Annotated in this window: 11 protein-coding genes; 6 read left to right on the forward strand and 5 right to left on the reverse strand. The window is 63.3% G+C overall.

The genetic code is table 11. The annotated features are described in order from the left end of the window. Positions 1–14: 14 nt before the first annotated feature. On the reverse strand, positions 15–692 hold the full coding sequence (locus QAZ47_RS23165) for a hypothetical protein (RefSeq protein WP_278203077.1): 678 nt from the start codon (positions 690–692) through the stop codon (positions 15–17). A gap of 246 nt (positions 693–938) precedes the next feature. Further along, the gene (ileS, locus tag QAZ47_RS23170; RefSeq protein ID WP_278230864.1) at positions 939–3,923 is read right to left on the reverse strand and encodes an isoleucine--tRNA ligase; all 2,985 of its coding nucleotides are present in this window, start codon (positions 3,921–3,923) and stop codon (positions 939–941) included. A gap of 410 nt (positions 3,924–4,333) precedes the next feature. On the opposite strand from ileS, the gene QAZ47_RS23175 reads away from it, so the two are divergent. Next, a complete protein-coding gene (locus tag QAZ47_RS23175; RefSeq protein WP_278230865.1) occupies positions 4,334–5,005 on the forward strand; it encodes a hypothetical protein in 672 nt (223 codons plus the stop codon). Between the two features lie 13 nt (positions 5,006–5,018). After that, entirely contained in the window at positions 5,019–6,026 is a 1,008-nt protein-coding gene (locus QAZ47_RS23180) for a hypothetical protein (protein ID WP_278230866.1), read from the forward strand. Positions 6,027–6,054: 28 nt separating this feature from the next. On the opposite strand, the gene QAZ47_RS23185 is transcribed toward QAZ47_RS23180, so the two are convergent. After that, positions 6,055–6,852 (reverse strand): MipA/OmpV family protein, encoded by a 798-nt coding sequence (locus QAZ47_RS23185; RefSeq protein ID WP_278230867.1) that lies wholly within the window; start codon positions 6,850–6,852, stop codon positions 6,055–6,057. A 220-nt stretch (positions 6,853–7,072) separates the two neighbouring features. Between QAZ47_RS23185 and QAZ47_RS23190 the strand changes: the two genes are divergently transcribed. Beyond that, positions 7,073–7,627, forward strand: a complete 555-nt coding sequence (locus QAZ47_RS23190; RefSeq protein ID WP_278230868.1) for an HdeD family acid-resistance protein — start codon at positions 7,073–7,075, stop codon at positions 7,625–7,627. A gap of 319 nt (positions 7,628–7,946) precedes the next feature. On the opposite strand, the gene QAZ47_RS23195 is transcribed toward QAZ47_RS23190, so the two are convergent. Both QAZ47_RS23195 and QAZ47_RS23200 read right to left on the reverse strand, forming a co-directional pair. Beyond that, entirely contained in the window at positions 7,947–8,930 is a 984-nt protein-coding gene (locus QAZ47_RS23195) for a bifunctional riboflavin kinase/FAD synthetase (RefSeq protein ID WP_278230869.1), read from the reverse strand. 47 nt (positions 8,931–8,977) lie between these two features. Further along, positions 8,978–9,838, reverse strand: a complete 861-nt coding sequence (locus QAZ47_RS23200; protein WP_278230870.1) for a TIGR01459 family HAD-type hydrolase — start codon at positions 9,836–9,838, stop codon at positions 8,978–8,980. A gap of 297 nt (positions 9,839–10,135) precedes the next feature. On the opposite strand from QAZ47_RS23200, the gene QAZ47_RS23205 reads away from it, so the two are divergent. From QAZ47_RS23205 to QAZ47_RS23215, 3 genes are all read left to right on the forward strand, one after another. Next, positions 10,136–12,043, forward strand: coding sequence for a TadE/TadG family type IV pilus assembly protein (locus QAZ47_RS23205; RefSeq protein ID WP_278230871.1), 1,908 nt, complete (start codon positions 10,136–10,138; stop codon positions 12,041–12,043). A gap of 27 nt (positions 12,044–12,070) precedes the next feature. Beyond that, positions 12,071–14,044: a pilus assembly protein gene (locus QAZ47_RS23210; RefSeq protein ID WP_278233855.1), complete on the forward strand. Its 1,974-nt coding sequence runs from the start codon at positions 12,071–12,073 to the stop codon at positions 14,042–14,044. A gap of 177 nt (positions 14,045–14,221) precedes the next feature. Then, positions 14,222–14,854: a LysE family translocator gene (locus QAZ47_RS23215; protein WP_278230872.1), complete on the forward strand. Its 633-nt coding sequence runs from the start codon at positions 14,222–14,224 to the stop codon at positions 14,852–14,854.

Below are 14,854 nucleotides of genomic sequence, written 5' to 3' on the forward strand. Positions count from 1 at the left end.
TCACTATTCACTATTCACAGACCCAGCCAGTCGAACCAGCCGCCGCTCTTCTTGCCTTCCGCCTGCGCCTTCAGCCGGCGCTCCTTCTTGTATTCGTCCTCGCCGAGCTCGTTCTGCGGCGCGGTGTCGGCGGCCTGACGATAGGCGAGCGGCGGCTCGCTCAGATATTTGCGGACATTGGGATTGCCCTGCTTCTGCTCGGCAAGGCGGCGCTGAATCTCGGCGGTGCGGGTCGCGCTGGAATCGTCCGGCGACCAGCGCGGCGGATGGCTGGACGCCGAATCGGCCATCGCCTTCTTCACCGCCACCGGATCGGTCTGCACATCCTCGACGGCTTCCGGCTGATAGTTCGGATCATTCTGGTGGGCGGTGGCGTCGGCGCGGATACGGGCGCGGCGCGCCTCGGGCGATTCCGGCCAGTCGGCGCTCGCCGTCTGGATGCTTTCCTGCGGCGGCGGCAGGTTTTCCTTCTGTCCCGGCGCCGGCTTCACCAGGTCGGGGCGCGGCTTGTAGTCGATCGGATCGCGGTGCTTCGGCGTGATCGAGGCGGCGCCGGAAACGTCGTCGAAAAGCTGGGCGGCAGCAGTCTTATCGGTTCCGTAGGTGGGCGAACTGACGCAGCCGGACATGGCGAAGGCCGATGCCACAAGCGGCGCCAGCAGCGCGGCGCGCGCAAACGTTCTTTCGGTCATGCCAAAAAGTCCCACTCTAAAGCCTTTCGGTCGCCACCGGCCACAGGGGCGCGGTCCCCTTCTTCCCCGCATTTGCGATGGAAATCCGGCGACAATTTGTCTGCCGGAGTGCCGCGTGTTTACCTCAACCGCTTATCAAGGGCAACGCGCGGACGGATTTGCGCCGCCCGGCGTGGCACTTTTGCACTTGTTTGATGGTGCATGTCGTTGTCCCAAAACCGCCGCACACTTTTGGACGACATGCAGCTAGAGCCGCCCAAGCGCTTTGAGCTCGTGCAGCACAGCCGCGTCGCGGGCCGAGACGTCCGGGAATTCCGGGTCCTGCCCGACATCGGCCGTGTAGCGCCAGGAGCGCGCACATTTGACCAGACCGCGATCCTCGGCCTTTTCCACGACCACAGCGACGCCCTTGACATCGTCGAGAGTGAAAGCGCCCTCAGGCGCCGTGCCGTGCTGGATGACGAGGTCGCTGGTGATCGCCATCTCGGCCATGTCCACATCGGCGATCGCGGCTTCCAGGGCGGCGTCGTCGATGGTGACCACCGGCACGGCTTCCAGCGAGGAACCGATCAGTTTTTCCGCGCGAGCGATCTCGAGCGCGCCGGTGACGACGCGGCGCACCTGCCGGACCTTGCGCCACTTCTCGGCCAGCGCCTCGTTGCGCCAGTTTTCCGGGATCCTCGGGAACTGGTCGAGATGCACCGAGACGGCATCCGGGTGACGGTCGAGCCAGGCCTCCTCCATGGTGAAGGGCAGCATCGGCGACAGCCACTTCACCAGGCATTCGAAAAGGTGGCGCACGACCTGCACGGCCGCCTTGCGGCGCAGGCTGGATGGGGCGTCGCAATAGAGCGCGTCCTTGCGAATGTCGAAGTAGAAGGCCGAGAGCTCGACCACCATGAAGTCCAGCAGCACGCGGGTGATGCGCTTGAACTCGAAGGCGTCGTAGCCCTGGCGCACCACCTCGTCGAGCTCGGATAGCCGGTGCAGCATCAGCCGCTCCAGCTCCGGCATGGTCTCCAACGGCACGTCCTCGCCATCGTCATGGGCCAGCGTGCCCAGCATCCAGCGGATCGTGTTCCTGAGCTTGCGGTAGGCGTCGATATTGGTCTGCAGCACGTTCTTGCCGAGCCGCTGGTCTTCCCAATAGTCGGTCGTCACCACCCAGAGCCTGAGGATATCGGCGCCGGACTGTTTTATCACGTCCTGCGGCACGACGGTGTTGCCGAGCGACTTCGACATCTTGCGGCCTTCCTCGTCCATGGTGAAACCATGGGTGATGACCGTGTCGTAGGGCGCCCTGCCCCTGGTGCCGCAGCTTTCGAGCAACGAGGAATGGAACCAGCCGCGGTGCTGGTCGGAACCTTCGAGATAGACGTCGGCCGGCCATTTGAGATCCGGACGATCCTCCAGCGTGAAGACATGCGTCGAGCCGGAATCGAACCAGACATCGAGGATGTCCCTGACCTGGTGCCATTTCGATGCGTCGTGATTGCCGAGGAAACGTTCCTTGGCGCCGGGCGCGAACCAGGCGTCGGCGCCCTCCTTCTCGAAGGCGTCCATGATGCGCTGGTTGACGGCCTCGTCCTTCAGCACGTTGCCGTCCTCGTCGGCAAAGACGGCGATCGGCACGCCCCAGGCGCGCTGGCGCGACAGCACCCAGTCGGGCCGTTCCTCGATCATGGCACGAATGCGGTTCTGGCCCGCCGCCGGCACGAAGCGGGTGTCGTCGATCGCCTTCAGCGCGCGGCTGCGCAGCGTCGTGCCGTCGCCGAGGTCCTTGTCCATATAGACGAACCATTGCGGCGTGTTGCGGAAGATGACCGGCTTCTTCGAGCGCCAGGAATGCGGATAGCTGTGCTTCAGCCGGCCGCGCGCGAAGAGCGCGTTGCGCTTGATCAGCTCGTCGATGACCGCCTGGTTGGCGTTGCCCTTCTTGCCGCTGTCGTCGATGACGCGCGCGGCACCGCCCTCGCGGTCCGGGCCGAAGCCGGGCGCGTCCTTGGTGAAGAAGCCTGCGTCGTCGACCGGGAACGGGATCGTGGTGTCGACGCCGCGCTTGAGCAGCTCTGCCACCGCATCCATCCAGGCATCGAAGTCCTCGCGACCGTGGCTGGGCGCGGTGTGCACGAAGCCGGTACCGGCGTCGTCGGTGACATGCTCGCCGGCAACCATCGGCACCGGGAATTCGTAGCCGCCGCCGAGGCCCTTGAAGGGATGCGAAAGCGTAAGGCTTGCAAGCTGTTCGCTTGAGACGCTGTGAAGCCGGTTCAAGGTGACCTTGGCCTTGGCGGCGCTTTCATCGGCGAGCGCGTCGGCGAAGATCAGCTTCTCGCCGGGCTGCGGGCCGAAGGCGTTTTCCGCCGCCGTGACCTCGTAAAGACCGTAGCCGACGCGCGGCGAATAGCTGACGGCGCGGTTGCCGGGGATGGTCCAGGGCGTCGTCGTCCAGATGACGACATGCGCCTCGACGAGATCGAGCGCGGTCTCGCTCAATGCCGGTGTCGTGTCGGCGCCGGCGACCGGCTGGGCGAGACTGGCGACCGGGAACTTCACCCAGATCGTGTCGCTCTCATAGTCCTGGTACTCGACCTCGGCCTCGGCGAGCGCGGTGCGCTCGACGACGCTCCACATCACCGGCTTGGAGCCGCGATAGAGCTGGCCGGACATGGCGAACTTCAACAGCTCGCCGGCGATCCGCGCCTCGGCGTGGTAGGCCATGGTGGTGTAGGGATTGTGGAAATCGCCGATGACGCCGAGGCGCTGGAACTCGTCGCCCTGCACCTTGATCCAATGCTGGGCGAAGTCGCGGCATTCCCTGCGGAACTCGTTGACCGGCACCTCGTCCTTGTTCTTGCCCTTGGCGCGATACTGCTCCTCGATCTTCCATTCGATCGGCAGGCCGTGGCAGTCCCAGCCGGGCACGTAATTGGCGTCGTAGCCGCGCATCTGGAAGGACCGGTTGATGACGTCCTTGAGGATCTTGTTCAGCGCATGGCCGATATGGATGTTGCCGTTGGCGTAGGGCGGGCCGTCATGCAGCACGAATTTCTCGCGCCCGGCGGCCTCTTCGCGCAGCTTGCGGTAAAGGTCTAAGTCCTGCCAGCGCTTGACCAGCACCGGTTCCTTCTCGGGCAGGCCCGCGCGCATCGGGAAATCCGTCCGCGGCAGGTAAAGCGTGCTGGAATAGTCGATCGTTTCAGCGGTATCGGTCACTGGGGTGTCGGTCATCGATCTGTCATCTCAATTGCCCGGCGGCGGGCGCTCGGGCGCTGAAGTATCATGTTCTGGAAAAAGCGCGAGGGGCGCGCGCGAAACTTCCCGGCGGCTCCGGCGGCGCTCAGGCCGCCCGGAACACCGGGCCCGTAATTCGTATCGCGATCGCGAAAAGGCGCGAAAAGCTCGTCATGGCGTGGCTTTTAGCGGATGGCGCGGCAGGAATAAAGCGCGGATTTCAAGGCAGAGCGCTGGTTTCTTGCCGCATGCCATCTGATTTGCTCGAGCCCTGGTTTCGGGTTCTGCGGTCGTTGCTTGTAGGCGTCTTCGCACGAACAAGGATTATATTCCTTTCTTTGGAAAAATCGGCTATCGATCTAAATTCCGAGGTGCGGCGAAATTCGCTGAGCGCTTTGAGGACAAACGTGACCACAAAGACTGCCGATCAGTCGCGCGCTGACTGTGAGATCGCCATGGGTCAGGAGCTCGGCGCTATCTATGCCGAACTCATACAAGAGCTATCGAACATCTATTTGGTCTGGGGCCAATACAAAATCTTATTCGGGACAAGGGAATCGCGAGTCGACCTCTTGAACAGCGCTGCCGGCGGTTTCTTTGGCCTCATCCAAGACAACATCTGGCATCAGGTGCTGCTTTCCATCTCGCGCCTGACCGACAGGCCGACGATCGCCGGACATGCGACTCTTACCGTGCGGCGGCTGGCAGACCTCATTGCCGATCAGACCACGGCCGAAGCCGTCAGAGCCGAAGTCGATCTCGCCATGAAGGCTCAGGAGTTCTGTCGTGACTGGCGAAACAACTTGATCGGCCACAACAATCTCGACATGCGTGTGAACCCGGCCGCACGGTCGCTGGCGCCTGCGAGCGAAAGGCAGGTCGATGACGCTTTGGCGGCATTGGCCGGTGTGCTCAACACGCTCGCTTCGCATTACCTCCTCCCGAAAACTCTTTTCGAGGATGTGTCGGATGCGAGTGCTCTGCTATACGTGCTGCACGATGGGGTAGCCGCGCGCAAAGAACGCCAGGCCCGACGTGAGGCGGGCATTTTCGAGAACGACTATCCGCGCGATCTCTGATGAGGAAAAGTCAGTGACCAAGCTAGGTCGACCCTATGAACAGGTCGTTGGCGACGTAGCGAAGCAGTTTGACCCCGCCGCTCAGGTGACGGTCGGGGAATGGGTAGAAGGCCCCGACGGTCGACGGGAGGTCGACGTGCTGATTACCGGCACCGTCGACGATGTGCCCAGGCGGGTCCTGATTGAATGCAAGGACTACGATTCGCGGAAACGCCGAATAGGGATCGGCATAATCGATGCCGCCGATTCGAAGCGTCGAGATCTCGGGATCGATCTTACCCTGATTTGCAGCAATGCCGGCTTTTCGACGGATGCAATGCGAAAGGCACGTAGGGTGGGCATCGGTCTTATCGGGATATTGAAAGAAGCTGACCCTCGCATTCGCTACAAGGTCTTCGATGAGATCTACGCTCGACGGATCAATCTGTCGATGAAAGCCGATATCGACATCAAGGTCGTGTCTGGCAGCGTCGCGGCCTGGGCCGTGGAGGCAATAACCTTTGAAAGCGCCTCCGTATTCGCATGGCTGCAACACCGAGTCATCCTATTCGTGACGCACAATCGTGTGGTGAAGGGAACGCATTACCTTCGCTTTAGATTCAGACCGCCAGTCCTTATCCAGCAAGGAACTCATTCGGCGTTCATGACCGAAATCTCTTTGAGGTTCACCCTCACTGGTCAATGGATTGCCCAACAGGTAGAGATTGACGCCACTTCGGGTCTCTACGACTGGCTACGCAAGAGAGTTCAGCTCGCACCGGTGCCTGGCGATAGCAGGCTCGTTTATAAAGACGTCAAGTTTGGGACGGGCGGGACGGTCATAGATTCCCATCCGGATATTGACTCTCTTTCGCCAAGTCCGGTGAAGGAAAACGAGGTGCATATGGAGATAATCGATCTTGGCGGATTCGTCGTGCCGACCGAATACGCCCAGCTCGACTCGCACGTGGTCCCTGAAGATGCCGATCCCGTCCGACCGGATATCATTCCCGAGGCCTTCCGTTCTTCGCCGCGCCTGTGAACCGCGCGCCTGAACTGCTGGGGCCACCCTACATCGAGAAATTGAAGCGATAAGTGGTCGAGACGCCGACGGTCCACTGGTTGCGGTCGCCGCGCTCCTTGACCAGGCTGGAATCGGCGGCCGGCCCCACCAGGCGCGAATATTCGGTGAAGACGCTCGCCGTCATCGGCTCGGTCACCTTCCAGGTGATCGCGCCGCCGAGACCGGTCGACTTCAGCCCGCCGCCCGGATGGTATTCGCTGAGGCCCGACGCCGCCGCTTCCTTGGCATTGACGCCGTAATAGGCGTCGAAATAGCCGGACGAAGCGAAGGACACACGCGGGCCGCCGGAGATGCGGACGGTGGGCGTGACGTCGTAAAAGGCGTCCGCCGCGATGTCGGCGACGAAGCCGTCATGGGCGCGGATGCCATGCCGCAACTCGGCGCGGGCGCGCAGCCAGTCCAGGGGATAGAATTCGAAGAAGCCGCCCACCTCACCGCCGAAGCGCACCGGGTCGAGGCCCTGGAGCTCGTCCTTGCTGGTGCGATGGAACAGGAACTTGCCGGTGAGGCCGGCGCGCACACTGCCGTCGTCGATCAGCGCCAGCGAGATGTTGTCGTTGCGCGAGGTGAAGCGCGCCTCGGGACCGGCCTTGCCGAGCGAGATGATCGGCTGGGCGCTCAGCATATACTTCTTGCCGCCCTCGAAATTCGGGGCGACGAGGCCGGTGGCGCCGAGCGTCAGGTACCAGTCGCCAGAAATCCAGCTCCCCTCGCCCGCCTGGGCTGCGGAGACTGCCATCAGGCCAGAGGCGAGAACCAGCGGAATCGTCCCGACAATACGCATCGTCACCCCTTACGCGAAACGGGCCGGCAGGAACACCCGGCAGTGCAGAAGCCATGGCGCGAGTTCGGTAAAATTTGACTTAAAATCCGTAACAGAGGCGGCGACCCCGGAGCCGTTTTCGACAGGTGGCGGCATTGGCGCTCGCTGGACGGGCAAGGCCATTGGGACTACCTTGCCTCACCCGCAGGATGCGCGGCGAACTCTGGAGGGAGACGAAGCCATGAGCTTGCAAGGCAATACCCTGGGAGACGCGATCGGCCGGACGCGCGACAAATGGGGATGGTTCGTGGCGCTCGGCGTGCTGCTGTTGATTTTCGGCGGCATCGCCTTCGGCAATCTCTTCATCGCCACGGTCGCTTCGGTCTATGTCGTCGGCTGGCTGATGCTGATGGCCGGCGCCATCGAGATCATCCATGCTTTCGGCGTCAAGACCTGGGGACGCTTCTTCTATTGGCTGGCGAGCGGTCTGCTCTACGCCATTGCCGGCTTCTTCGCCTTCGACAATCCGTTGCTTGCCTCGGCGGTGCTCACCCTGCTGCTCGCCGTCGCGCTCGTCGCTTCCGGGGCGCTGAGGGCCTGGGTCGCCTACAATCACCGGCCGGAGCAAGGTTGGGGATGGCTGTTCGCGGCCGCCGTCATCACCATCCTGCTTGGCCTGATCATCGCCATGGGCTGGCCGGTCAACAGCCTGTGGGTGCTCGGCATGTTCCTGGCCATCGACCTGATCTTCCAGGGCTGGAGCTTCATTGCCATCGGGCTGGCGTTGAAGAGGTAGGGGCTCGGCCTTCGCAGTTTAGCCGAGGCATTCCAACGTCGTCATCCCAGGGCGAAGCAGGAGCGAAGCTCCGTCGCGAAGACCCTGGGATCCATGCCGTAACCTCAGCCGACGAATGCTGCGGAGCAGAATTCTGCACCGAAGCAAAGTTTTGAAGTCACGGAATGGATCCTCGGGTCTGCGCCGCGTCGCTTCGCTCCTTGCTTCGCCCGAGGATGACGAAGCGACGGGCGTTTTCGCCAATCTCCAAGGTTAGCAATCTGCTGGTCAGGGCGCTGCCGCGTTAACGAGCCGCTTTGCGTTCGATGCGCTCCAGAGGTCAAAAACAGATCGCCGCGTCCAGATCCGACAGCGGGCGCACGCCGGCGAGCAGCGCCCTCGCCTCGGCCTCGTCCCGCTTCATCTGCACCACCAGCGCATCGAGCCCATCGAACTTCAACTCAGGGCGCAGATAGCCGAAGAACGACACCTCGCAGGTCTCGCCGTAGAGATCGCCGGAGAAATCGAAGACATAGGTTTCGAGCAGCGGCGCGCCGTTGTCGTCGACGGTCGGGCGGCGGCCGAAGCTGGCGACGCCGTCATGCAGCGTGCCGTCGGCGTGGCGGAAGCGGACGGCGTAAATGCCTTCCCTCAACGTGGCTTCCGGCGACAGCCTCATATTGGCGGTCGGAAAGCCGAGCATGCGGCCGAGCTGCTGGCCGCCGATCACCTCGCTCTCGACGGTGAAGCGATAGCCGAGCAGGCCGGCGGCCTCCTCCACATTGCCTTCGCAAAGCAGGGCGCGGATGCGGCTCGACGAGACCACCTCGGCGCCCTCGTCGCGGAAGGCGTCGACCAGCGTGACGCCGAAGCCGTGGCGCTCGCCGGCCGCCATCAGGAAGGCCGGACCGCCCTGGCGGTCCTTGCCGAAATGGAAGTCGAAGCCGGTGACGGCATGGGAGATGCCGAGCTTGTCCTGCAGCACGTCGGTCACGAACGCCTCGGCCGAGAGCGCGGCGAAGTCGCGCGTGAACGGCTGCTCGACCAAGGCGGCGAAGCCGAGCTTGGCCAGGAGCCGTGCCTTCATCGGCGGCGGCGTCAGCACGAAAAGCGGCACGTCCGGCCTGAACACCTTGCGCGGGTGCGGCTCGAAAGTGAGCACAAGAGCCGGCACGCCACGGCGGTTGGCTTCGGCCAGCGCCCGCTCCAGCACCGAGAGGTGACCGCGGTGGACGCCGTCGAAATTGCCGATCGCCACGACGCCGCCGCGCAGATGCGCGGGGAGCGGCGCGACCGCCGAAATGCGTTCGAAAGCTTGCGTCATGTCGACCTGCGTGATGTGGGGGCACCCGTCATGACCCGGCTTCCCGCCTATTGCAGCCGCGGAATGACGGCGACCGGCCGATAGCCGTGCGTCGCGAGGAAGCCTGCGAGCCTTTCGGGATCGGGCCGCAGCGGGTCGCCATAGTCGCGGGCATGAATGCCGCCCGAGACATAGAGCACGTCGAAGCCGTTGTCGGCGGCGCCCTTGACGTCGGTCATCATGCCGTCGCCGATGGCGAGCACCGCCGTACGCTCGACAGCGTGGCCGAGCAGGCCGGCGACTTCCTTCATGGCGACGTTGTAGATCGGCGCGAAAGGCTTGCCGGCGATCAGCGTGCGGCCGCCGAGCTGCGCGTAGTCGCGGGCGAGCGCGCCGGCGCACCAGATGGTGCGCTCGCCGCGCTCCACCAGTATGTCGGGATTGGCGCAGATGAACGGCAGGTTGCGGGCACGCAGCCGCTGCAGCAGCTCGGCATAGTCGGCCGGCTTCTCCACCTCGTCGTCATAGAGCCCGGTGCAGACGATGCCGGAAGCCTCGAACTCCTCGACAACCTCGACGTCCAGGCCGTCATAGAGGGTGAAATCGCGCTCCGGACCGATGTGGAAGATCTTCCTCGGCCCCTCGGCGATCAGGTCGCGGGTCACGTCGCCGGACGTGACGACGCGGTCATAGGCTTCAGCCGGAACGCCGATCGCATTCATCTGCGCGATGACGTCGGCGCTGCGGCGCGGCGAGTTGGTGATCAGCACCACCGGGACCTTTGTCGCGCGCGCCCGCGCCAGCGCCTCCGCGGCGACGGGAAAGTGCCATTCGCCATTGTGCACCACGCCCCATACGTCGCACAGGATGGCTGCGTAGTTTCCCGCCAGGTCGGCGAGCGAAGCGATGATGTCGGGCGAATCCGCCATGCGTTATCCTGATCCCTGATCTCGGGCAAAGCCGCGAAAGCCATCCTTTGGTTCAGAGGCCGCCACGGCCGGTCCCGCATAGCCGAAGCGCTTCATCCTGTCACCCGCTTTCCCCATCGCCGGCGCGGCGAGCCACGATATCGCCTTCGGAAGCACAGGGTTAATGCGTCGCAAAAAACGCCGTGCGTTCTTGATTGTTTCGCGCAAGCTGAAATTTAACGATTTGTGACCATGGTAGTAGGTCAACTGCGACCTTGGTCGCATATCAACATGGATCCTTGGCGGGGGCTGAGCGCAATGATCCGCAGATTTCTATGCGACAAACGGGGCAACTATGCCCTGATGACGGTCATCACGATGATACCGCTGATGGGCGGCGTGGCGCTTGCCATCGACTACACGGAGTTGATCCGAGAGAGGCAGGAGACGCTGAACGCGCTGGACGCGGCCGGTCTTGCCACGGCGCAGCAGATCGTCGCCGGAGCCAGCGACGCCGATGCAGTGGCTTACGCCAAGCAGTTCTTCGAGGCCAATCTCGCACACGTGCTGCCGTCCAACACGACGTTGACGGTCACATTGCCCAAGGACAATACCGGCAGCGGCACGCTGGTCATGCAGGCCACCATGAAATACCAGCCCTATTTTCTGCCGGTCGCCGCCGCGCTGCTCGGAGGGAAGGCCAGCGACACCACCATCAACTTCTCGGCGAAATCAGAGGTGAAGCTCAAGAACACGCTGGAAGTGGCGCTGGTGCTCGACAATTCCGGATCGATGACCGAGCTCGGCCACGGCTCGAATCAGGTGCGGTTCGATCTGCTGAAAAGCGCCGCCAAGCAGTTGGTGGATCAGTTGGCCGGCCAGTCGCAACTGATGACGCAGGTTACCAGGCCTGTCCAGTTCAGCCTCGTTCCGTTCGCCGCCTCGGTCAATGTCGGGCCGGCGAATGAAAAGGCGGCCTGGATGGACAAGGACGGCATCTCGCCCATCCATCACGAAAACTTCGACTGGACGACGATGAGCCAGGCGAAGTCGCCATGGGGATCGAGCAAATATGCGGAGAAGGTCGGGGATGCTTGGTATGCACGCGGGAGTGGCTGGGACGCGACCCAGAAGGATGCGCCACTGACGCGCACCTCGCTCTACAAGCAGATGCAGCGTGTGGCAACGACGACCTCCACGACAACGTGTACCGGCAAAGGCAACAACAAGGTTTGCACGACCACCACCACACCGGCAACCTATGCCAGCATTGCGAGTTGGGGCGGCTGCGTGGAATCCCGCCCGTACCCCTACAACATCGAGGACACCCCTGCGTCCACGGCGACCCCGGCAACATTGTTCGTGCCGATGTTCGCTCCAGACGAAACCGACAACATCGACAGCTCTTGGCGCCCCGCCTACGCCAATTGGCATGCCGATGTATGGGCAGGTACGGATGCCGAGCGGCAGCGTTATATGCCGAAATATTTCACGCCAGGCAGCGCCATCACGCCTGCCTACGGCATGGACGCAGGGCCGAATACAAGCTGCAGCACCACTGCAATCACGCCTCTCACCGATGTATCGGTCTCGGCGGGCGCCACGTCCATCAAGACAGCTATCGACGCCATGGCCGCCAACGGCGCCACCAACGTGCCGGAAGGCATGGCCTGGGGCTGGAGGACCCTTTCCAGCACGGCTCCGTTTACCGAAGGCAGGCCCGAAAGTGAAAAGGGCAACGACAAGGTGCTGATTGTCCTGACGGACGGCGCCAACACCTATTACACACCAAACTCGCTCAGAGCCAACAACCTGGCCAGCGCAGAATCTACCTATTCAGCCCTCGGTTATGTGAAGCCGTACCACACGACCTATGGCGATGGCCGCATGTTCCTCGGCACCACCAATGTCAGCAAGACCGATTATTCGAACGCCAACTATACCAAGGCCATGAACGAACATTTCGCAACGCTCTGCGACAACGCCAAGACGGCCGGCGTCATCGTGATGACCATCGCGCTCGACCTCGATTCCAGCAAGGCGACGGAGGCTGCGCAGATGGCTGCCTTGAAGACCTGCTCGTCGAACTCGCGCCACGCTTTGGATCCCGCCGACCCGACCGGCAAGACGCCGAAGAAGCTGTTCTGGAATTCAACCGGCGCCACGCTGTCGGATGACTTCAAGGAAATCGGCAACGAATTGTCGAACCTGCGCATCGTCGGCTGATCAAGAATGAGGCGCCGCTTACCCGAGATGCGCGAATTCTGGCGTCGATTTTGCCTCGACCGGCGCGGCAACTATGCCCTGATGACGGCCATCGCCATGGTGCCCCTGATGGGGGCCGTGGCAATGGGCGTCGATTACACGGAGCTCAACCGCCAAAAGCAGATGGTGCTGAACGCGCTCGACGCGGCCAACTTTGCCGCCGCGAGGCGGTTGGCGGAAGGCGCCACCGACGACCAGATCAAGGCCTATGCGGTCGACTTCTTCAACGCCAACCTCAACAATATCGACCCCGCCAACATCTCGCTTGAGGTCACGCTGCCCAGCAGCCAAGCCGGGGGCGGCCTGGTGACCTTGTGCGCGACGCTGAACTACCATCCCTATTTCCACCCGGTGGCGGCTCTGCTCAACGGCGCGTCCGAAGGTGACGCGAACAAGCCGATCACGGTCGCGCCGTGCTCTCAGGTGCGGCTGAAGAACACGCTGGAAGTGGCGATGGTGCTCGACAATTCGGGCTCGATGTCGACGGCCGGCACCGGCACCGGGCAGAAGCGCATCGACCTGCTCAAGCAGGCCGCCAAGCAGCTCGTCGACACGCTGGCGCAGCAGGCGGCGCAGATCAAGCAGATCGACAAGCCCGTCCAGTTCAGCCTCGTGCCGTTCGCCGCCTCGGTCAATGTCGGACCGCGGAACGACAACGCCGCGTGGATGGATACTTACGGCCTGTCGCCGGTCGCGAACGAGAATTTCGACTGGTCGACGCTCAGCGCGCCCGACAAATATGCCCAGAAGATCAACGGCATCTGGTACAAGAAGGGCACCGGCTGGGGCACGGAGGAAGGCCAGATCCTGACCCGCTTCGAGCTCTACCGCGACATGAAGGTGGTCACCAGCCACGAACGCATCGCCGGCAGCAAGCGGGTCGTCTGCGACAGGTACCGCTCCAATCATACCTGCTCGGACAGCCACGACGAGTACGACTATAACGACACCTACGGCCCATTTGCCAGCTGGCAGGGCTGCGTCGAGGTGCGGCCCTACCCTTACAATGTCGACGACACGCCGGCCTCCGGCGGACCGAACAACACGGGGGTCGGCGTCGGCGACCCCGCGACGATGTTCGTGCCGATGTTCGCCCCGGACGAGCCCGGCAACCACTGGTACGTGACCCAGGATCCGGACGAGCCGAAGCCGGTGACCTATGGCGCGGCCAACAGCTGGTGGAACGACGACCCGTCGAGCACCACCGGCAAGACCCGGCAGTCCAACATGGCCAAGTATTTCCAGCCTCGGCCGATGAATGCGCCGGTGCTGAGCAAGGGCGCAGGCCCGAACTACAGCTGCACCACCACGCCGATCACGCCGCTCACCGACGTCACCAATGCGGATGGGCTGGCCGCCATCAAGGCGGCGATCGACCTGATGGTTCCCAACGGCAACACCAATGTTCCGGAAGGCATGGCCTGGGGCTGGCGCACCGTCTCCAGCAGCCCGCCCTTCACCGAGGGACGGCCGGAGAGCGAACGCGGCAACGACAAGGTGGTCATCGTGCTGACCGACGGCGAGAACACCTATTCGACGGTGAGCTCCGACCCCGCCGGCAACAAGTCGACCTATGCGGCCTACGGCTATACCGGTGTCGGCTACAACGGCACCTTCGTGACCCGCCTGTTCGGCGGCACGTCGAGCGCCATCGGCCAGTTCAACTATTCGTCCGGCAACTACACCAACGCGCTCAACGAGCAGATGGCCAAGCTCTGCGACAACGCCAAGGCGGCCAACATCATGGTGATGACGGTTGCGCTCGACATGTCCTCGGCCGACGCCGGCGACAAGAAGGCGATGGACGCGCTGAAGACCTGCTCGTCCGACTCGCGCTTCCGCAAGGATCCGACCGATCCCAGCAAGCCGGCAAAACTGTTCTGGAACGCGACGGGAGCGACGCTGTCCGACAATTTCAAGGAAATCGCCAACGAGTTGTCGAACCTGCGGGTGGTTGGCTGACGGGAATTCCTAGCGACATTTGAAAGGCCGGCAGGACAGAGGGGGGCGCGAAGGAACGCTGCCTGAATTACTTTTTCCATAGATGGATAATGGCTGGCGCAACAGCCGGCGCCTTGAAGCCCTTGTGCCGTTCCGCGAGGCAGGGCACATCTCAGGCGCGCTTTCCAGGAGACGCCTGTGCCCGACGCCGCCAATCATCTCACTTTCGCGCTGATCTGCCTCGGCATGGTGCTCACGCCTGGGCCGAACATGATCTACCTGATCTCGCGCTCGCTGTCGCAAGGGCCGAAGGCGGGGCTGATCTCGCTGGGCGGCGTGGCGCTGGGCTTCCTGTTCTACGTCGTGTCGGCCGCTCTCGGCATCACGGCGCTGATTTTCGCCGTGCCTTTCGCCTATGACGCGCTGCGCATCGCCGGCGCGCTTTACCTTTTGTGGCTCGCCTGGCAGGCGCTGAGGCCCGGCGGCCGCTCGCCGTTCCAGGTGCGCGAGCTGCCGAAGGACAGGCCGCGCAAGCTGTTCGTCATGGGGCTGATGACCAACCTGCTCAACCCGAAAGTGGCGGTGCTCTATCTCTCGCTGCTGCCGCAGTTCATCAACCCTGCCAAGGGCCATGTGCTGTCGCAGCTTCTGGTGCTGGGCGTGACGCAGATCTCGATCAGCCTCACCGTCAACGCCGTCATCGCGGTGACCGCCGGCTCGATCGCCGCCTTCCTCGCCGGACGGCCGTTCTGGCTGGTCGTCCAGCGCTGGATGATGGGCACGGTGCTGACCGCTCTCGCCTTGAAGATGGCGACCGAAGCGCAGCGTTAA

Source organism: Mesorhizobium sp. WSM4904 (assembly GCF_029674545.1).
Taxonomy (GTDB): Bacteria; Pseudomonadota; Alphaproteobacteria; order Rhizobiales; family Rhizobiaceae; genus Mesorhizobium.